This is a genomic window from Bacillus mojavensis, from assembly GCF_012648005.1.
GTDB classification, from domain to species: Bacteria; Bacillota; Bacilli; order Bacillales; family Bacillaceae; genus Bacillus; species Bacillus mojavensis.
The window spans coordinates 1,261,189-1,279,692 of sequence record NZ_CP051464.1 but is presented as its reverse complement, the minus strand read 5'-3'; the positions used below and the strand labels follow the sequence as shown (position 1 = coordinate 1,279,692).

At 38.1% G+C, this 18,504-nt stretch carries 19 protein-coding genes, 1 tRNA gene, 3 pseudogenes and 1 riboswitch; of the genes and pseudogenes, 13 read left to right on the top strand and 10 right to left on the bottom strand.

The genetic code is table 11. The annotated features are described in order from the left end of the window. Positions 1-335: 335 nt before the first annotated feature. The 3 genes from HC660_RS06610 to HC660_RS06600 all read right to left on the bottom strand — a co-directional run bounded on the left by HC660_RS06610 (position 336) and on the right by HC660_RS06600 (position 2,438). A complete protein-coding gene (locus HC660_RS06610; RefSeq protein WP_168747459.1) occupies positions 336-1,052 on the bottom strand; it encodes an NPP1 family protein in 717 nt (238 codons plus the stop codon). Positions 1,053-1,316: 264 nt separating this feature from the next. Continuing rightward, entirely contained in the window at positions 1,317-1,583 is a 267-nt protein-coding gene (locus tag HC660_RS06605; RefSeq protein WP_168747458.1) for a hypothetical protein, read from the bottom strand. A 411-nt stretch (positions 1,584-1,994) separates the two neighbouring features. After that, the gene (locus HC660_RS06600) at positions 1,995-2,438 is read right to left on the bottom strand and encodes a DUF805 domain-containing protein (RefSeq protein ID WP_168747457.1); all 444 of its coding nucleotides are present in this window, start codon (positions 2,436-2,438) and stop codon (positions 1,995-1,997) included. Between the two features lie 282 nt (positions 2,439-2,720). Here HC660_RS06600 and HC660_RS06595 point away from each other — a divergent pair, with 282 nt between their 5' ends. The 4 genes and pseudogenes from HC660_RS06595 (at position 2,721) to cotU (ending at position 5,373) form a co-directional block, all read left to right on the top strand. Next, entirely contained in the window at positions 2,721-3,116 is a 396-nt protein-coding gene (locus HC660_RS06595) for a hypothetical protein (protein WP_168747456.1), read from the top strand. Positions 3,117-3,552: 436 nt separating this feature from the next. Then, entirely contained in the window at positions 3,553-4,011 is a 459-nt protein-coding gene (locus HC660_RS06590; RefSeq protein WP_168747455.1) for a DinB family protein, read from the top strand. A gap of 131 nt (positions 4,012-4,142) precedes the next feature. Then, a pseudogene (locus HC660_RS21020) lies at positions 4,143-4,561 on the top strand (T7SS effector LXG polymorphic toxin); the annotation flags it as partial. A 539-nt stretch (positions 4,562-5,100) separates the two neighbouring features. Next, positions 5,101-5,373: a spore coat protein CotU gene (gene cotU, locus HC660_RS06585; RefSeq protein WP_168747454.1), complete on the top strand. Its 273-nt coding sequence runs from the start codon at positions 5,101-5,103 to the stop codon at positions 5,371-5,373. 361 nt (positions 5,374-5,734) lie between these two features. Here cotU and HC660_RS06580 read toward each other — a convergent pair. Both HC660_RS06580 and HC660_RS06575 read right to left on the bottom strand, forming a co-directional pair. Then, positions 5,735-6,014: pseudogene (locus HC660_RS06580) on the bottom strand (putative quinol monooxygenase). Between the two features lie 169 nt (positions 6,015-6,183). Next, a complete protein-coding gene (locus tag HC660_RS06575) occupies positions 6,184-6,504 on the bottom strand; it encodes a YjcN family protein (protein WP_168747452.1) in 321 nt (106 codons plus the stop codon). 1,214 nt (positions 6,505-7,718) lie between these two features. On the opposite strand from HC660_RS06575, the gene HC660_RS06570 reads away from it, so the two are divergent. Continuing rightward, on the top strand, positions 7,719-7,931 hold the full coding sequence (locus HC660_RS06570) for a hypothetical protein (RefSeq protein WP_168746726.1): 213 nt from the start codon (positions 7,719-7,721) through the stop codon (positions 7,929-7,931). On the opposite strand, the gene HC660_RS06565 is transcribed toward HC660_RS06570, so the two are convergent. Next, positions 7,914-8,246, bottom strand: coding sequence for a hypothetical protein (locus HC660_RS06565; protein ID WP_168747451.1), 333 nt, complete (start codon positions 8,244-8,246; stop codon positions 7,914-7,916). The two genes, HC660_RS06570 and HC660_RS06565, sit on opposite strands and share 18 nt — an antisense overlap. Before the next feature lie 581 nt (positions 8,247-8,827). Here HC660_RS06565 and HC660_RS21015 point away from each other — a divergent pair. Together HC660_RS21015 and HC660_RS06555 are read left to right on the top strand one after the other, a co-directional pair. Continuing rightward, entirely contained in the window at positions 8,828-9,028 is a 201-nt protein-coding gene (locus tag HC660_RS21015; protein ID WP_015715692.1) for a hypothetical protein, read from the top strand. A gap of 126 nt (positions 9,029-9,154) precedes the next feature. After that, positions 9,155-9,670 carry a hypothetical protein gene (locus HC660_RS06555; protein ID WP_168747450.1) on the top strand — a complete coding sequence of 172 codons (516 nt, stop codon included), beginning with the start codon at positions 9,155-9,157 and terminating at the stop codon, positions 9,668-9,670. Between the two features lie 37 nt (positions 9,671-9,707). Here the strand turns inward: HC660_RS06555 and HC660_RS21010 are convergent. Continuing rightward, positions 9,708-9,806 (bottom strand): annotated as a pseudogene (locus HC660_RS21010) (peptidoglycan-binding domain-containing protein); the annotation flags it as partial. A 136-nt stretch (positions 9,807-9,942) separates the two neighbouring features. Between HC660_RS21010 and HC660_RS06550 the strand changes: the two are divergent. The 3 genes from HC660_RS06550 to HC660_RS06540 all read left to right on the top strand — a co-directional run bounded on the left by HC660_RS06550 (position 9,943) and on the right by HC660_RS06540 (position 12,906). Further along, positions 9,943-11,781 (top strand): T7SS effector LXG polymorphic toxin, encoded by a 1,839-nt coding sequence (locus HC660_RS06550; protein ID WP_168747449.1) that lies wholly within the window; start codon positions 9,943-9,945, stop codon positions 11,779-11,781. Positions 11,782-11,801: 20 nt separating this feature from the next. After that, on the top strand, positions 11,802-12,137 hold the full coding sequence (locus HC660_RS06545; protein ID WP_168747448.1) for a tRNA-Val4: 336 nt from the start codon (positions 11,802-11,804) through the stop codon (positions 12,135-12,137). A 433-nt stretch (positions 12,138-12,570) separates the two neighbouring features. Then, on the top strand, positions 12,571-12,906 hold the full coding sequence (locus HC660_RS06540) for a tRNA-Val4 (RefSeq protein WP_425321650.1): 336 nt from the start codon (positions 12,571-12,573) through the stop codon (positions 12,904-12,906). Positions 12,907-13,048: 142 nt separating this feature from the next. Here HC660_RS06540 and HC660_RS06535 read toward each other — a convergent pair. Continuing rightward, positions 13,049-13,121 (bottom strand) — tRNA-Val (locus tag HC660_RS06535). Between the two features lie 175 nt (positions 13,122-13,296). Here HC660_RS06535 and HC660_RS06530 point away from each other — a divergent pair. Together HC660_RS06530 and HC660_RS06525 are read left to right on the top strand one after the other, a co-directional pair. Next, positions 13,297-14,487 carry a DUF819 family protein gene (locus tag HC660_RS06530; RefSeq protein ID WP_168747446.1) on the top strand — a complete coding sequence of 397 codons (1,191 nt, stop codon included), beginning with the start codon at positions 13,297-13,299 and terminating at the stop codon, positions 14,485-14,487. Positions 14,488-14,557: 70 nt separating this feature from the next. Beyond that, on the top strand, positions 14,558-15,103 hold the full coding sequence (locus tag HC660_RS06525; protein ID WP_010333792.1) for a GNAT family N-acetyltransferase: 546 nt from the start codon (positions 14,558-14,560) through the stop codon (positions 15,101-15,103). A 30-nt stretch (positions 15,104-15,133) separates the two neighbouring features. On the opposite strand, the gene metC is transcribed toward HC660_RS06525, so the two are convergent. After that, positions 15,134-16,306, bottom strand: coding sequence for a cystathionine beta-lyase (gene metC, locus HC660_RS06520; protein WP_168747445.1), 1,173 nt, complete (start codon positions 16,304-16,306; stop codon positions 15,134-15,136). Further along, the gene (gene metI, locus HC660_RS06515) at positions 16,299-17,420 is read right to left on the bottom strand and encodes a cystathionine gamma-synthase/O-acetylhomoserine thiolyase (RefSeq protein ID WP_168749417.1); all 1,122 of its coding nucleotides are present in this window, start codon (positions 17,418-17,420) and stop codon (positions 16,299-16,301) included. The genes metC and metI overlap by 8 nt, the downstream gene beginning before the upstream one ends. A 67-nt stretch (positions 17,421-17,487) precedes the next feature. Next, positions 17,488-17,608: riboswitch (SAM riboswitch) on the bottom strand. Between the two features lie 166 nt (positions 17,609-17,774). Between metI and HC660_RS06510 the strand changes: the two genes are divergently transcribed. Then, a complete protein-coding gene (locus HC660_RS06510) occupies positions 17,775-18,497 on the top strand; it encodes an esterase family protein (protein WP_168747444.1) in 723 nt (240 codons plus the stop codon). Positions 18,498-18,504: the final 7 nt, after the last annotated feature.

Genomic DNA, 18,504 nt, shown 5'->3' with positions numbered 1-18,504 from the left:
TAATTACGGACTCAGTATACATGAAGGGGCTGCCCTTTTGTTGAAAACACATCGATTTGTCAATATTTTGAACCTTAATTACTACTCTTAATGGTTAATAGATTGCGGCTTGAACCTTATCCTCTCTTTTAAAAGACAGACATCATTTTCACCACAGAGAGATTCTTGAGAGAAAAGGCTTTCCGACAAGGACTTCTCTTATTATCATTCGTTCCATTTTTTAAAGTAATCATTCCCAATCAACTATTGTTTAGAAACTGCAACTAATAGAAATTCGTGTAAGTCAAAAAAAAGAATCCTTCTTTGTAAGGACTCTTCCCAACACCAAGATGTTTTTATTTAAACCATGCTTTCTTTAAATTGATTGTAAAGTTATTATCATTAAAAGGAACATTTGCTTTACCGAAATCAGTTGTATTTAATGCATTCCTTGCGGCAGGAGTTAAATCATCCCATCCGATTAACGGTTGAGTTCCGCCTACTACATCATCGCTCATACGTAATTCATGGTTCAGCGGCCAAGTGCTGTCATATGCAATCAAAGGATGATGACCTCTCATATTGCTTCCACTCGGTGCTGCATTTGTGAATTTTCCGTGTCCGGAATATGCAATGGATAAAACTTTTGGATTTTGATTTGGATTATCAATCCATACAACGATTCCTTCCCAGTCATGTCTGTGACCTAATTTTGGTGAGGCTTCATCTTTTGGAAAATACCAGGAATACATAATTGCCCAAACCCCATTGTACCATGCAGAACGCGAATATACTTGTCCAGTATTTTTGCTGCAATGTCCTTCAGGCGCTCCAGTAGGCTCTAAACCTCCACTTGTATTGCCTTGTGCATCGACTGCAGGAAAAGGAACGCAGCCGCTATAAACCTTCAAATATGGCTGAAAACGTTTCGCCGCTTTTTGAGTAACAGTGGCAGGCGCTGCCTCTTTAAAGCCGACAACCTTGTCATGATCGATTACTGCTGCATTTGCTGTTGAAACAATGCTGACAGAAGTGAAAACGGATAAAAAGAGAGCCAAGAAAAACTTGTTCATGATTCCAACTCCTTTTGACAATATAGACAATTATTAGTTATCAAAAATTCGAGTTGAAATCAATGATTCTAAAGTATTATTTGATTTTTTTCTTATGTTTTAAATTCGGTAAATAATATTGTCACAAACACACAATAAGCCCCATCCACTAAGGACAGAGCTTTTTGTCATTTTAGAGCCTTTCACAAAGCATGGAAAAGAGTTATAAAACTTCTCTGCACGAAGAGTCGGTTCTTCTGCAAACAATGATGATGTGCTGTTTTCTTACTCATCTTTTTTATCTTTATCGGCATCTTCATTATCCTCAACCGGATCTTCGGGATCGGTCTCATTATCTTTTTCATCATCTTTATTGATCGTATCGTCCTCATCAACACCCGGCGCATTGTTACCGTTATTATCCTGATCGTTCTCCTCAACATCTGGAGTATTGTTATCTTGATCATTATTATTTTGATCGTTATTACAGCCCATTAATATAAAAGTGGAAAGAAATAACGCAGTTATTATTTGCAGCCATTTTTTACTCATTTCCACCCTCCTCTCTTCTTTTTAATCCATATAAGTTTGTCCATTAAGTTCACTTTGATTCGTTCCATTCTTACATGTCTTCTTGATCAGCATATTAATTCAATCCTTTGCGAAAATTATATCAAAGGTGCTTAGGAAGTGGTTCTAAGTTAGTGGATAACAACTCTTTTTAATTGGTTTAAGAAGAAAAAATAACAACAACTATTCAAAATGCAGTTAACCATTTTAAACAACATAATGTAAGATCATACATGTCGATATCTTACAGCACAAAATTCTCTAAGGTTGATTTATTCCTCCCTCTTTGGTGAAGTTGTTCTCTATCTTGAATATATAGTTTCCTTATGAGTTCTTCAGGCTATAAAAAACACCCCAATCGCTAAACTCGTTGTCTAACAATTGGGGCGCAATTTACGATTCATTTATAGCAGCCTTAGGATTTTCTCCATATTGATTAACTTTTGTTTCACTATCTTGGCAATTAAAGACAAGCATGATAATAGGACCGACTACCGGAATAAAGCCTATACATATCCACCAGCCACTTTTGCCGATATCATGCAATCTGCGGATACTGAGAGCAAGCGACGGAAGAAAAACAGCTAACTGATAAAGAAAGATCAGAATATATGCCAGTAATCCCCCGCCATATCCAATTACGTATCCTACTTGAGAACTGGCATATCCTTCTGCCGCCAATGGGCCTGATGTAAATAATCCAACTAGTATTAATGATAATAGTAATAAAATAACACAAATGATGCCATTAAAAAGATGAAATATCCAGTATTCCTTTCGCCGAGCTCTGCCTTCAAAATTGACATAGTTCTTTAAGCCATTCCAATACCACTTCATATCATTTCCTCCGTTACCAATACTATAGTTTACTGCAAAACATATCCATTATATCATAAAAACAATGAAAAATAGGAGGTCTATAAAACTAGTCAATGGCAAAAAGATCTCATTATCAAATAGCTTGCTATACAAAAAATGAAGGCAGGCTTAAAACAAAAATAGACAAGTTCATGATCCTCACTCCTTTAGTTCCATTCTTAGTCAACGTGAAACAAAACAGGAATTAACGAAATATGCCAACATACACTTTGTATGAATGTAAACGAAGGAGTGGTTACGTTGTATCATTACTATTATGTTCCTGCGTTAATTCCTCACTCACCACCTGCTCATCACATGCAAAGAAATCAAGACTTTTCAGAAAGACAGCGAAGAAGAGAAATCACATTGAATGTAGATGGCTTTATACCGCCATCTTCCACCGAGGATCTTGGTGACGGCTTTTATTCTTACGCATGGACTAACCAACAGGTCATAGATCCTGGTGAATACCTTGTTTGTTATCTTGAAGGAAGAGAGATAAAGGTCATTAATGGCGGGTTTACTCCACGTGATTATGCTCCATTGTATGCAATAGGCAGCTATCCAAGGAGAAGAAACCAGTGGGTGATTACGATTCATAATCCTCTTCAAACCCAAAGAGCCATATCACTTTATCTCATTGCGAAAAGATAAAACAAAACATTGCACACATTAAGCATCCAGATGATATTGAAATCGGGATGCTCATTTTTTTTCTGTTTTTACATGTACCAATACGTTGATGTTTGATTTTGTAAAGTTGGATCATTCTTGAGCTGTTTGCCTATCCTTATTTTTTTCTTGAATTGTACGTTTCAGTGCTCAATGTATGTTGAGTACTAGCATAATCAGAGCAGGAGCAATGTTTTTTGCCCTTCTATTCCTCCCAGTATTGAACGTATATCTTACTTTTTGATTTCATTTCCCTCCCATCCTCTGCACATGTCGCTATATAAGCAGACAAAACAAAAATCGGCGGGAACGCATTATAATAGAGGATGAGGATGATATATTAGCGGCAGAAAAGGAGTTTAGGCATAAAACGCTAATTTTTATCAGAGGAACAAATATTATATTTGGAGTGTTTACAATGATTAAATTTTTTGAGTATAACTGGCAGGTAAGAGATGAATGGTTTGAATGGTGCAATCACTTAACTACTGAGGAATTATTAAAAAACCGCATTGGAGGAGTTGAAAGTATTTTATATACCCTCTTTCATATCATTGACGTGGAGTATAGTTGGATTCGTGCCATTCAAGGCAAGAAAGACATTGCAGTGAATTTTAGTGACTACAATACCATTCAAAAACTTAAATCCCTTTCAGTTACTCTGCGTACTGAAATTAAGGAGTTTGTTGACACAGACTTAGACAATTTAGAAGATGAACTTGTTTCAATTCCATGGATGAAAGAAATGTTCAAAAGGAGTGAGATATTACATCATATAGTTGCTCACGAAATTCATCACATTGGACAACTATCTGTTTGGGCAAGAGAATTAAACTTAAAGCCAGTATCTGCTAACTTTATTGGGAGAGGGATATAATTTAAAGATATGTGTGGGAACTGCGATTTAAATGGTGGAAATAATAAGATGCCTTTAAACAATTGAAACACTTCATCGTTATCAAATGAACTTTTTCGTGCCACAGGACTCAAAAAGGTAAGGATATGATCATGAAAGTCTTTGAAGCTAAAACATTGCTATCTGAAGCTGAGAGCTGATCAAGAGAATTCAAGAGAAGAAGAAGCCAGATGGTCAATCTCAAGAAGCCTTCAATGCCGGAGCAGATTTAGATGACAGTAAGTTTTCCGGCAAAGGTGCCATAACATCAACCCATTTTATAAAGATTATGCGAGTGTTGCTGACAATTCGATTGATTTAATTGCTATAAAAATTGCTTTTTGATAAACATTTCATGTTCTTTAGAGGACGCCAGCTTATCTGTGCATACATCGAAGAATCCTCTTTAGAACACAAGCTGCTAACGCTTACACAAAATCAAAATCCATTATGTCTGAACAGAAGAAAGCCATACATAAAAGATATCTTAAGTGCTATAAACGATATCCTTCCGCTTGACCTATTAAGCAGCTGGAAAAGCAATCCCCCTGACTACTCTCTCTAGATTAGGAGCATTTTGTGAATTGATACAGATCTGGTTCAATCTAAAGCATGTTCATATTTCTAAAAATCCGTTCATTTGTCTCCCCCTCTCTATATAATTTCAATATCTCTTAAGTAAGCCGCAGCGTGAATGAAATGATTCCCCCGATCAAAGTAGGGTTCGCTCTCATGCCCGGCCTGTAATCGTGTTGGACATATATCCTAAAGCCGCATCCTATTAGTTGAAACAGTAGTATCCTGAGAATAAAAATCAACAGTGGTTAAGGAAAGCCTTACTGCTATACAAGCCCTACCGTAAAGTGAGCTAACATTAAAAAGAAGTACGGCCTAAAAGATGTTCGTCTTCATAACTTTCGGCATACAATAGTTCGTCTAATCACTGTGATCGAATTCTTTCACCTAACTTATTTTAAACAGCCCTATTAATAAAATATCAGTGAATTTGACCATACCATATAATATAAACTTCATATATTAATTTTGATCAAAACAATAGGAGGGTTTACATTGGGTTATTATAAAAAATATAAAGAAGAGTATTACACTTGGAAAAAAACTTATTACAAGAAGTATTACGACCACGATAAAAAGCATTATGATTGCGACAAGAAGTATTATGACTGCGATAAGAAGCATTATGATTGCGACAAAAAGTATTATGATTTTGATCATGACAAGAAGTATTATGATGATGATCACGATTATCATTACGATAAAAAGTATTTTGATGACGATGATCATTATTATGATTATGTCAAATCGTATAAAAAACATCACTAAATCTCTTAACACCTATAAAAGTTTTATATAATTAATACACTTTATGGCAAGTGATGTGAAAATAGAAAAGCTCCCTATTCTGTGGGAGCTTTTCTTAGAAATTTGAGATTTTATGTACATGTACAGGTTGAAATTAAACACCGCTGAACTTTCAATAATTTTGGCCCTAAAACGAGACAGGATTAATGAATTTCTAAGCCGAAAAATCAAGTTTGTCCTTTTATTTCAAGGCATATTGAATTATACATCTGATGACTTCTGTATGAAAATGATGATTGTTGGCAGAGTTGGACATAAATCCGTCAATAATTTACAAGTGGCTGTGTTCTTAGTCATTGAATGGCTCTTTATAAGGAACCTTTTACTCATTCACATTACTTTTCATTAACCATTCAACTTCCGTTAATTCTTGTTTTTGAACGTCTTTTGTGTGTTTTTGCGTGAAATGGGCTTTAACAGCTTCTTCGTTTTTCCAAATCTCCCAAAGCATTATTTTACGTTCTGATGGTTCAAGCGGATAAGCATGAAATTTAATGCACCCTTCTTCTTTGTTTGTTTCTTCCTCAAGTTTTTTAAATTCCTTCATTATTTCATTAAGGTCCTTATCACTGATGATTTTTAAGCATAGTTATGTAATGCATCGAATTTCCCCCTCTTCACATTATGTCAGGGCTTTTCATATAGCATTTTCTCGAAAAATGAAAACAACTACGAAAAGATCTAGTGGTTGTCCTATGGATTTCCTAGTACTTGAAAACTGTGAAGTATATCAAATAACAAGAAATAATAGAGTATTAATTTCTGTTTTTGTTACGGTCCAGTTCCACAGCTTACTTTGTATTCACCTTCTGATGCTTTTTTTGAATAGCATAAGTGTGGAGTTTGTCCAGTTTCATCTTTCCAAGCTAACCAATTTACATAATAAAGATTCCCAGATTCATTGTCACCTTCTCTCTTTTGGAGAATTGCAAAGTAGCTTTGGTATGGATATCCCCTTTTATAAATTTCAAATCTGATTGCTCCTTTTTCAGAAGATGCTGTAAAGACAACAGGAGATAGAACCGGTAGTGTTATCAATATAACTATAAGTGCTGCTAAAAGGGAAAGTATAATTTTAGTTTTCTTGTTCATTTTTTCTCCTAGATCTTTTTATACATTTAAAATTATGTTAAATTATTACAAGTATTTTATACCATAATTCCTGTAGTGTATTACTTAATCAGATCTAATAGAAGATTTAGAATTCTCTTCGATACATTTTCCATAGTGGGAAAGGTAAGCCCTATTATTACACAACCCCCACTGCAAAATGATCCAAATTCACTAAAAAGTATGGGCTAAATAAAATACGACTTCATGAGTTATATCATTCAAGAACGATTCAATCACGCCAGTTATCGAGCTACATTTGATAGGTGTGGTCAAGCAACAAAAAAATCAGCTGATGAAATTGCTTATATTTTAAATAATTATGACCCTAAAAACAGATATTATCAATGGATTTCAAATCTAAAAAAGACGCCTCGCGAATTTGATAATCAGACTTTATTAAACGATTGTGAAAACCCCTTGCTGCGCAAGGGGTTAAGCTATGATTCCGACTAGGCTCGAATCAGCGACCTCTCCCCTGTTAAAGTAGCGATTATGTTCTGACACGAACTGATGTTTTATTTTAAAAACTTATTTTATAAGGTTTGCTGACAAGTGTTTCTGATAAAAAATCTTCTATTTTGACTAAAAATGAACAAGTTGGTCCCCATTCGTCTCCATCTGTCCCCAAATAGCATTATAAATTAAAGTTAATTTCCCACTAGATCTGCCATCAAAACGCCCATCACAATCAATAATAATAGTAAAAGTAAACAAAGTGCTAGGATAACAAAAGAAATATACTTAGCAGTTCCTTTAGGTGATTTGATTGCTAGAATACTCCCCACGACAATTCCTAGAATTCCAAGCACCCAATGAATATGAGGTAGAAAACACAATGTGAATAAAAGGATGATAAGCGACACTATCCCAAAATACTTTCTCATTTCTCTCTTTTCTATTTTCCCTTCATTAAATTGATAAATTGAAAAGAAAATTGAACTTATAAATTCTATAAATTCTTATATATTCTTAAGGTTTAAAAATATAGAGTGCCATATTTTATGAAATGTTAGGCACAGATTTGTCGTTCGATCTTTATCACGACGGATACATACGCGAGGTTATCGGCGCAGTTCATTACGTGGACCACCCACGGAAGGAATTACGTGGGAAGGACTTAAAAGTTGATACATGGTTTATTGAATTTGATTCCCTTTTATCCGTTAGGACATATGAAGTTGGGAGATGATCCAATGACTGATTTTGAATGGAAAGTATATCAGATCATAGTGAACATGTACTTGTATGGAAAGAATCCAACTCTGGACGATTTGAAAAGGAAAACAGGAAAGCCAATGGTTGTTAGCGATCCAATTGTCCCGATAGCTCCTTGTATTAATGGTATTATCTTCTTTCCTTTTTCTGAATCCTTTTTATCGATTGCTTCTTTAATTGTTGTGCCATAAACTCTGTAGTATCTCGTTTATTCTCATCCTGAATTTCTTGATTTCAGATAAGAGTTCTTCATATGCTTTATCAATCTCTTGTTTTTCTGAAATAGTTGCTTTATTGAATTGATTATGATCTCCCATTACATTAACGTTGTCTCCGTTAACACTAACATCGCCGATACTTCTATGATCATTCATATGATTTCCCCAAAAATACATCGTAATGTTTGGCAATAACCCTTTGTCTAAAGCCTTATCAAAATTTGGTGACATTTGCTTAAGAATATTCACTATTTCTTGATCAAACAATTCATCATCTATGATAGACACAGGACTAGGACTTTGTCCTCTATTTCTGTTTCTTTTCCTGGTTTTAGTGCCACTGCTTTTTTTTCGATGTTTTGTATTCCGGATAAAATTCAAAAACCGGAAAAATGCAATCTGCTGTTATTTCATGCTCTTCATGACAAAGTTCATTACAATAAACAGTCTTTCCATTAACTAAATCAGGGAAATCATCAAGCGTCGCTAACGTATAATAGCATTCAGGGCACCTTATTTACCATTTTAAGTTCAACTTGTTATCCTTCGATAAATCTAATAGTCTCCCGAAAACCACTGAAAGGGGTATATCTGTGTCCTTAGATACAATAGTGGGGTAAAAGCTCTTTATCATTGACTTGGCTTTATCTTCAATCCAATAATCAACTTCCCATTTATCCGACACAACAGATCCCTATCTATAAACAATTGTATATAGGTTTAATTAAAAAATCCTTCTCCGTTAAAATAATAACTGGATAAGGGAAACATCATTCTATACCATTAGACATATTACGGATTGCTTAATTTTTATATAACTGTTGGAAACGGTTTTTCCGTCTGCGATAATTAAATAAGAGGTGAAATCAATGAATGGTATAGAATTTTTAGAGTCCGTGTCGCAACTGGGACAAATAATTTTATTGTTCTCCGGCTACGCCCTTTATTGGAGATTAGGTAAAACTAAAAAAGAACGAAAACTAACAAAATATGAAACTTTTCTTAGGTTCTTTGTAATGTTCGGCATATTTGCATGGGCACTTTCGTTTCTTGCTTTGCATTTATGGTAACAATCTTCTGTTCATATTTTACTAATTATGTCTATTTTATTAATTCTAAATCGAACTCCCTTTTTATTGAAAAAATGTATGTTACTATTAAATTGCTTAATTATTTCAAAAAGGGGGAGCTCACACATGTTAAAAAGATTGTTTTTTCTGGCGTCGATTTTCTTTCTTGCTATTGCCACAATAGCACCAGTAGCTTCAGCAACACAAATGAATCCGGAGGACGGCTTAGATGGCTTAACTGAAGAACAAATTGAAAAATCTGTAGCTGAAGTTGAGTACATCTTTACTAAAATTTTAGTTTTTGACAAAAAGACGGGGTATACAGTCAAAGAGGATGAGCTTGAAAAGTCTGCTTATACTACAGGTCAAAAAGATGGAATGATCGCTTTCGCTAATTATATGAATAAGGAATATAATTATACAAATGTAAAAATAAGTAGTGTTCAAGGATGTTTAGAAGATGCACTTAACTTAAGTAAAGGGGCTTTGAATCAAGTTCAAAAAGCCATTGAAAAAGGAGATTGGTTGACTGTTGTAGGATTTCTAGGAACTATAGGTTTAGCAGTTTCCCCACCAGCAGTGTTTGCATTCTTCCTACTCTGTGGTGCTCCAGTGGCAAAGATTGCTCCACAAGAAAATTGATAAATGAATTTTAAACCCCTTCTACAACAGAAGGGGTTTATTTTGCTTCAAGTTTTGCTTTTGTAGCTGGACCATAAATGCCGTAAGCTTTTAATCCATTTATCAGCAGGAACCGTCTGACTGCGTCATCAGTTTCCAAACAAATAATCAAGATAGGTAAATTGACACAGATCAAATGATTCATTTCGCACTTTTGAATCACATCGCTGTCTTGTTCTTCATTCTCCCATGGTAAAATCTAGTTGGAGCTTTTTAAATGAAAGGATATGAACATGAAAGTATTTGAAGCCAAGACGTTGCTTTCTGAAGCAGATAAACGTGCAAAAGAATACAAAGAATTAAGAAGTCAGATGGTCAATCTAAAGAAAGCCTTCAAAGCTGTAGCTGATTTAGATGAAAGTGAGTTTTCCGGCAAAGGTGCCGATAACATCAAAGCATTTTATCAAGATCATACGGGTGTGGCTGACAATTGGATTGATCTAATTGATATGAAAATTGCTTTCTTGACAAGCATTTCAGGCGCTTTAGAGGACGCCAGCTTATCTGATGCATATATAGAAGAATCCTTCTTAGAACATGAGCTGGCTAACGCCTACACAAAATCAAAATCCATTATGTCTGAACAGAAAAAAGCGCTGAAAGATATCTTACATGATATCGACGATATTCTTCCGCTTGATTTGTTCTCGACAGAAGTCTTCAAAGACGAACTTGCTGATGCAGAGAACAAACGTAAAAAAACAGTCGATAAACTAGGCAGCGTGGACGAAGCACTTGTTTCTGAATATGCTCAGTCAGAGCCAAACGAGCAATTCATCAAGAAGGACTTCCAAAAGCTTGAGGAATCAACTGGCAAAGGCAAGAATGCTACACCCATCCATTACAATGCCAAGGCGTACCGTGAAAGTGACATACATAAGAAAAATGGTGATATCGAGAAACAGACTGAAGCCTATCTGAAGATCAAGAAAGATGAAGCGAAAGAACGAGAAATCAAAGAATTGAAAAAGAAGCTAGCTGACAGAGTCACGGATCCGGATGAATACTTAGAAATCGCTAAGAAGGTCGGATATGAGAATCTCACCCCTGAGCAGCTCCAGTATGTGGTTCAGCTTGAACAAGCAAAACAGCTGGAGGCCGTCGGTGAAAGTGTCATCAATGCTGGTAAGACAGCATTTGATATCATCGATGGTGTTAATGATGGGGTTAACGATACGATTGACGATACGATATATGGCATCAAAGACTTGGTTGTAGGAGCCTGGGAATATTCACAGCTTCCTATGGAATTAAAACTTACAAAAACAATTACAACAGTCTTAAGCGTTCCCTCTTATCCAAAAATAATCTGGACAAACATCTCCGATTCATGGAATGATAAAATGATAAATGGTGATGCATACACAAGAGCACATTATATCAGTTATGCAATCGGCAATATTGTTGGACCAAAAGGTGCGGGTGCCGCAGTACAAACCACTACCAAGCTTTCTAAAGTAGGTAAAGTGGCTGAAGGTGGAACAGCCGCTGCTCATGTGAATAATGGGATTAAAAAGGGAACAGCCTATATTCATTCTATTGTTAGAAATAAGAATGATCTTGCACTTGTCGGGATTGCCCAAGACATCGATAATACGTATAACGCAAAAAATACGCCTCTATTAAAAAGGATTGTTGAAGATCAAAAAGAGAGTGTTCTCAGGAAATCAGAGACTTCTAATTTCAATTCGGGAAATGGTAAGTATACTACAGGTACAATGAAGCACATTTACCATGGAGAAATAAATAAACGCGGAAAAGCAGTTGGTTATCACCATGAAAGTATGATGGGCGGAAAGATTATTCAAGGTACTGAAAAGAAACCAGATAAAAATGGAGTTTATATGGCAAAGATTGAGGTTGATGGTGTTAAAAAAATAGCTGATTCTAGTTTCTTCCCTAAAGAGTGGAACCGTGCAGATGTATTAAAAGCTATTGATGAAGCTTATCAAACTAAAAAGCAAATCGGCTCAAATAAATTCAGGGGCATCTCTGCTTCGGGTATTAAAATAGAAATGTATCTAAATAAAGATGGAACAATCGCAACTGCCTATCCGCTATACAAAAAATAATCTTGAAGGTGAAATAGCATATGAAATATACATATAAATTTGAAAAAGATCCATTTGGTGATTTAGGAATGGTATTGCCAGAAGAAATCAGTATTTTCTCTGATTTTATTGAAAACATCGCTACAGAAGAACAAGCCAACGAGTATATAGATTACATTGAAAAGGTTTTAGAAGGGATATATGAAGATTTTGAGATTGAGTTAAATGCTACAAGTGTTCTCATCAAAAAAGATGTGACAATTGTTGAAAACTCTTTTAGGATAGAAGAACCCTATGAAAACTCAATTGAAACCGATCAATTTAGAGAATTGTTAATAATATGGCGAGAAAAAATGCCAGAAATATTTAAAGGTTAAATAAAAATAAAACCCTTCTTACGTAGAGAAGGGCTTTATATCATCGAAATGGAGATTTCATACGGTTGAATGGGATTTCGCAGAGCATACCAGTTCACATGATGTATTTGATATGTTATCTATTTCGAATCGTTGATCCGTCTTTGGTTTTTTAGAATCATGAAATTGCATATGAAGACCTGATGGAGCTTTGATTCAAATAAGTAATTCGTTTTCCGAGTTAGTAGATAAGCTCTATGAGGCGTAATGAACGGATATAGTAAACCAAGAAAAAATAAAAACGCAAAGCCATTCTCCTACTTTTTGATGAGAATGGCTCTCTTCAAATAAATCAAGGTAATAATTTGGTTCGGTATATTAAAAGTATTTGGATTAAATATGGCTCAGTAGCAACTAAATATCCTTTATATAAAAAAATAAAGGAATGATTATCATGGATTATTCATTTGCATTTAAAAGAGACCCTTTAGGATACTTAAGAGTAGTTCTTCCTACAGAACTAGGATACTTTTCTGATTTCATTGAAGACATTGTTACGGTGGATGAAGCTGATGAATACTTGAAAATTATTCAAGAAGTATTGGATAGCTCTTCTGAAGAATATGAGATTCAATTAAACACCACCATTGCATATATAAAAAAAGATCAAACAGTCGTAGAACACCTTTATACAGAAAGTGAAAACGACAAAAGTTCCATGAAAACAGAAACATTTAAAAACCTTATACTTGTTTGGAGAGACACACAAAGGTATAAGAGCGATGATTAAAATTTTTAATCTTAGGCCCCTTGAAAATTCAGGACCTTTTTTACTTCGCCAAAAAATCAAGTTTGCCAACAACTCGCGAATTTGATAAACCGGCTTTATTAAAGCAAAATAAAAAACCCTTGCTACGCAAGGGTTTAAGCTATGATTCCGACTGGGCTCGAACCAGCGACCTCTACCCTGTCAAGGTAGCGCTCTCCCAGCTGAGCTACGGAATCATGATATGTATGTGTTGCTGGGTATGTTGTTGTCTTTCTGACAAGTTCTATTATATTACCTTCCCTTCTATTCGTCAACTGCTTTTTCAGAAAAACTTTTTTTGTCCGGACTTGCTGTTCTTTCCTCAGGCCTTTATAATATGTCTTAATTTTCTAATAATTGAGGTGATGAGTTTTGCATTCTTTGATTTCTTCTGATGATGTTTGGGTGCTGTGGGGGTTTATTGCGGTGTGGGCAGCGGTGAGCATCGGGCTGGAGCAGCGGTTTAAGTGGGCGTCCGCTGTGTCTGGCGCTATCATCGCGCTTTTAGGTGCTATGGTGTTTACAAATATCGGAGTGCTTCCTGTTGAATCGCCTGTATATGATACTGTGTGGTCTTATGTGGTGCCGCTTGCGATTCCTCTGTTGCTGTTTCAGATCAATGTGCGGCAGATATTTAAGGAAAGCAGGCGTTTGCTGTTTATTTTTCTTATAAGTTCCTTAGGGACTGTGTTTGGCAGCATCGCCGCTTTTTTTCTATTAAAACAGCATATTCCCTATCTAGACAAGATCGGCGGAATGATCAGTGCCTCTTATATCGGCGGCGGGATTAATTTTGCGGCGATGGCTGCAAAATTTGAGACACCGGGCGAATATGTGTCGGCAACGGTTGTGGCAGATAACTTTATGATGGCGCTGTTGTTTTTTATTTTAATCAGCATTCCCGCACTCAAATGGTTTCGCCGGCATTATGCAATGCCGTTTGAAGATAAGGCAAAAGCAGAAGGAAACAGTGATAACAGCGCGGAAAGCTATTGGAAGCGGAGGGACATTTCATTAAAGGATATTGCCTTTAATACCGGAGCTGCTTTTGCCCTTGTTGCGGTAAGTGTTAAGATTTCCGGCTATTTCAAAATTACGTTTTCTCATCCTCTTTTGACCGGGACGCTTGGCGATCAGTACCTTGTGTTGACGTCTCTATCTGTTCTCATCATCTTTCTGTTCCCTCGTTTTTTTGAAGGGCTCAATGGATCCCAGGAGCTTGGCACCTACTTGATTTATTTGTTTTTTGTGGTAATTGGCATTCCTGCAGATCTCCGATTAATCATTACAAATGCGCCTCTTATTCTCTTATTTGTCTTTATCATTGCCATCAGCAATTTAGCGGTTTCCTTAGCTGTCGGTAAATTGTTCCGCGTGCGCCTTGAGGAAATTCTGCTTGCCGTAAACGCCACTGTCGGCGGCCCTACGACAGCTGCTGCGATGGCGATTGCCAAAGGGTGGCGGGAGCTTGTTGCGCCAATTATGCTGGTCGGCACACTCGGCTACTTGATCGGCAATTATGTTGGCACCTTTATGGGAAATTGGTTTTCTTCCTTTTTGTAAAGGATTCCCAAACTCTTCTTAGAATATTATGTAAAAGAAATTGCTGACGAGAGAACGGAGAGATTGCTGTATGTTAAAAGGACATACTATTTATATAAGACCTTTAGAAACAGAAGATGCTGAAGAGAATCTTCGGCTGCAAAGCGAAAACCGGGAATTTTTTGAACAGTTCTCCATGATTCGCGCAGACGATTACTATACGATTGAAGGACAGAGAAAAAGGATCGAACAATATCAGCAAAGGTTGGAGAATGACCAAGAGTATCACTTCGGCATCTTCACAAACACAGACCATACATTAATCGGGACGGTTTCCCTTTTTCAAATGATCCGCGGAGCGCTGCAATGCGCGTTTATTGGATACTTTTTAGACAAAGCACATAACGGAAAGGGCCTGATGACTGAGGCGGTCAGATTGGTTGTTGATTATGCGTTCCACGAGTTAAAACTTCATCGCATTGAAGCCGGTGTCATGCCTCGCAATCTGGGGTCCATGCGCGTATTAGAAAAAGCGGGATTTCATAAAGAGGGCATTGCCCGAAAAAACGTGAGAATCAACGGAAAATGGGAGGATCATCAAGTACTGGCGATTCTCAATCCTGATGATGAAAAATAAAAAGAAGCCGGGCTATCGCCGGCTTCTTTTTTAACGGACCGCCACTGGCGCGATTTCTTTCAGCGCTTGTTCAAAATCGCGCTCTAAATCATCTGCATGTTCAACTCCCACACTGAGACGGAGCAAGCCGTCAGTAATGCCTCGTTTTTCGCGTTCTTCCTTAGGCATTGCCGCATGAGACATCGTTGCCGGATAGGACAAAATTGATTCCACGGCGCCAAGGCTCACAGCAAAGACCGGCAGCGACACGTTCTCTACTAATTTCTGAACAGCTTCCTTGCTTTCTAGCTCAAAGGAAAGCACAGCACCCGCTCCCGACGACTGGCCTTTATGAGTTTCAGCGCCCGGATGATCAGACAGCCCCGGGTAATACACGCGTTTCACCGCCGGATGCTTCTGGAAAAATGCCGCAAGCCGCTGCGCTGTTTGGCTCGCTTTTTCTAAACGGACCTGTAATGTTTTTAAGCCGCGCAGCACGAGCCAGCAATCTTGCACACCAAGGACGGCGCCGAACGAGTTTTGGAGCTTATACAGTTGCTTCCCAAGCTCTTCATCCTTGACAGCAGCGAGGCCTGACAGCACATCGCTGTGTCCGCTCAGGAATTTTGTTGCACTATGAAGCACAATATCCACGCCGAGATCAAGCGGACGCTGCAGTGCCGGTGTCATGAATGTATTATCCAGAAAGGTCAGACAGCCGTTTTCTTTTGCAAGCTGGACAACCGCTTTAATATCAGTAATCCCAAGTGTCGGATTTGACGGTGTCTCCATGTAAATGACCTTTGTGTTTGGCTGGATACTCCGCGCCACTTCGTTGATATCTGTCATATCAACAAACGTGTGCTCAATGCCAAAACGGGTCAAAACCTCTGTCACCATGCGGAAGGTTCCGCCGTATACATCTTCTGTCACAAGAACGTGATCGCCCTGTGAGAGAAGTAAAAATGCTGTTGAGATCGCAGCCATGCCTGAACTGAAAGCAAATCCTCTCGTTCCGCCTTCCAGTGCGGCAATTGTTTCTTCGAGTGCTGTTCTTGTCGGCGTGCCTGAGCGGCTGTAATCATATGCGCCAAACGCTTCAAATGAAGATTGGTGGAAGGTCGAGGCGTGCTGGATCGGTACACTGACCGCCCCGGTTGCGCCGTCTGTTTTAAATGGATTGTGCACGAGCTGGGTCTCCAGCGTCCAATTATGATTACTCATATGAAACAGCTCCCTCTTTGACCTGACATAACGCCTGTTTTAGGTCCTCTTTTAAATCTTCGGCATGCTCAATTCCGACCGAGAAGCGCAGCAAACGGTTGCAGACGCCGTTTGCGATGCGGATCTCTTCAGGAATGTCCATGTGTGTCTGTGTGGCAGGATATGTAATAAAGCTCTCCACCCCGCCGAGGCTTTCCGCAAAGCAAATCGTTTTCAGTGCTTTTAAAAATGGATTCACCCATTCTTCTTTTTGCAGACGGAAGGACAGCATGCCTCCTTTTCCCGGGTAAAGCACATCCTTGATTTCTTCTTGCTTCTCTAAAAAGGCCGCTAACTCCTGAGCGTTCGCCTGATGCTGGCGCATTCTGAGACTGAGCGTCTTCATTCCTCTCATCAAAAGCCATGAGTCAAACGGAGGCAGGACGGCGCCGATGGCGTTTTGATGCTGAAACATTTCTTCTCCAAGCTGTTCATCCTTGACAACGACAAGCCCTGCAAGCAGATCGTTATGCCCGCCTAAATATTTGGTTGCGCTGTGAATGACAATGTCGGCTCCAAGCTCAAGCGGACGCTGCAAAACCGGTGTATAAAATGTGTTGTCAACAATCACCAGAAGATCGTGCTCTTTTGAAATCCGAGCGATTTTTTCAATGTCCGCCTCCTGCATCAGCGGATTTGTCGGTGTTTCCACAAACACTGCTTTTGTATTTGGTGTAATTTTGGAGCGTAAACAGTCCTCATCATTGAAATCATCATAATAAAAGGTCAAGCCGTATTTTTTCCATTCATTTTCAAACAGACGGTACGTGCCGCCATACAAGTCCGATGAAACGATCAGTTCATCCCCGCTTTTAAACAGCGCCATAATCGTTTGAATTGCTGCCATTCCCGAACTGAAAGCAAGCCCTCTCGCTCCATTTTCTAAACTGGCAATCGCGTCCTCAACAAGCTGGCGTGTCGGGTTTTTTGTCCGAACATAATCAAATCCGGTTGATTCACCGATCCCTCTGTGGCGGTATGCTGTTGATAAATAAATAGGGGGACTCACTGTTCCTGTTACTTCATCGCTTCGGTTTCCGATTTGGGCTAATTTCGTTTCAACGTGCTGTGACATATAGCTGACACCTTCCCTTTTCATAATAAAAACCCCTTCTTCATAAGAAGAAGGGGTTTAACGCTTCTTCTTATCTTCCAAGCATAAAAAACGCTTGCTGGATTTAGCACCTTGGCGCTTTGCATATGCAAAGCAAGCCGGTTGCTGAGGTTTCTAAGGGCCAGTCCCTCCACCTCTCACGATAAGAAATATCGGTTTCAATTTTCTGATTGTTTTATATTAGCGCAATTTGCAGTTTATTTCAATACTTTTTTCTTCGAGTTCCGAACGGTTTAAAGAGAGAAATTTCTAATAATTCATGGTACAATAATTTCAAATGCAAGAAAGTCTAGTGATGTCCTGGAGGAATGTATTATGGCACCGAAAAACGGCACAGTTCAAGAAAAGAAGCTCTTTTCAAAAGAGCTTAACGAGGAAATGACAGTACTCGTTTATCTGCCGTCAAACTACTCCCCTCTTTATAAATATCATCTTATTATCGCGCAGGACGGCCACGATTATTTCAGGCTGGGGAGAATCGGCAGACAAGTGGAGGAATTGCTGTCTAAAAGAGAAATAGACCGAAGCATTATTATCGGTGTTCCTTACAAGGATGTAAAAGAACGCAGAAAAACCTATCATCCGGAAGGTTCTAAGTTTTCGGCATATAAACGATTTATTGCCCACGAGCTAGTTCCTTTTGCGGATCATGAATTTCCGACGTACCAAGTCGGCTACGGGCGGACACTGATCGGTGATTCTCTCGGAGCGACCGTTTCTCTTATGACAGCGCTTGATTATCCAAATATGTTTGGGAATATCATCATGCAGTCTCCCTATGTTGATCAACATGTATTAGATGCCGTGAGACAGTCAGACGACATCAAACACCTCTCTCTTTACCACCAAATCGGAACAAAAGAAACAGATGTCCATACGACAGACGGCAATATTTTGGACTTCACAGAACCGAATCAGGAGCTGAAAATGCTCTTGGAGGAGAAGCTTTCCGATTATTATTTTGAGCCATTTGACGGAGACCACAAGTGGACATACTGGCAGCCGCTCATTACGCCGGCGCTGAAAAAAATGCTCTAACATACTT

Bases quoted from the DNA above. Each gene is read 5' to 3' on its own strand.
- HC660_RS06610 (WP_168747459.1), bottom strand. From the start codon at position 1,052: ATGAACAAGTTTTTCTTGGCTCTCTTTTTATCCGTTTTCACTTCTGTC.
- HC660_RS06605 (WP_168747458.1), bottom strand. From the start codon at position 1,583: ATGAGTAAAAAATGGCTGCAAATAATAACTGCGTTATTTCTTTCCACT.
- HC660_RS06600 (WP_168747457.1), bottom strand. From the start codon at position 2,438: ATGAAGTGGTATTGGAATGGCTTAAAGAACTATGTCAATTTTGAAGGC.
- HC660_RS06590 (WP_168747455.1), top strand. From the start codon at position 3,553: ATGATTAAATTTTTTGAGTATAACTGGCAGGTAAGAGATGAATGGTTT.
- HC660_RS06575 (WP_168747452.1), bottom strand. From the start codon at position 6,504: ATGAACAAGAAAACTAAAATTATACTTTCCCTTTTAGCAGCACTTATA.
- HC660_RS06570 (WP_168746726.1), top strand. From the start codon at position 7,719: ATGACTGATTTTGAATGGAAAGTATATCAGATCATAGTGAACATGTAC.
- HC660_RS21015 (WP_015715692.1), top strand. From the start codon at position 8,828: ATGAATGGTATAGAATTTTTAGAGTCCGTGTCGCAACTGGGACAAATA.
- HC660_RS06555 (WP_168747450.1), top strand. From the start codon at position 9,155: ATGTTAAAAAGATTGTTTTTTCTGGCGTCGATTTTCTTTCTTGCTATT.
- HC660_RS06550 (WP_168747449.1), top strand. From the start codon at position 9,943: ATGAAAGTATTTGAAGCCAAGACGTTGCTTTCTGAAGCAGATAAACGT.
- HC660_RS06545 (WP_168747448.1), top strand. From the start codon at position 11,802: ATGAAATATACATATAAATTTGAAAAAGATCCATTTGGTGATTTAGGA.
- HC660_RS06540 (WP_425321650.1), top strand. From the start codon at position 12,571: ATGGATTATTCATTTGCATTTAAAAGAGACCCTTTAGGATACTTAAGA.
- HC660_RS06525 (WP_010333792.1), top strand. From the start codon at position 14,558: ATGTTAAAAGGACATACTATTTATATAAGACCTTTAGAAACAGAAGAT.
- metC (WP_168747445.1), bottom strand. From the start codon at position 16,306: ATGAGTAATCATAATTGGACGCTGGAGACCCAGCTCGTGCACAATCCA.
- metI (WP_168749417.1), bottom strand. From the start codon at position 17,420: ATGTCACAGCACGTTGAAACGAAATTAGCCCAAATCGGAAACCGAAGC.
- HC660_RS06510 (WP_168747444.1), top strand. From the start codon at position 17,775: ATGGCACCGAAAAACGGCACAGTTCAAGAAAAGAAGCTCTTTTCAAAA.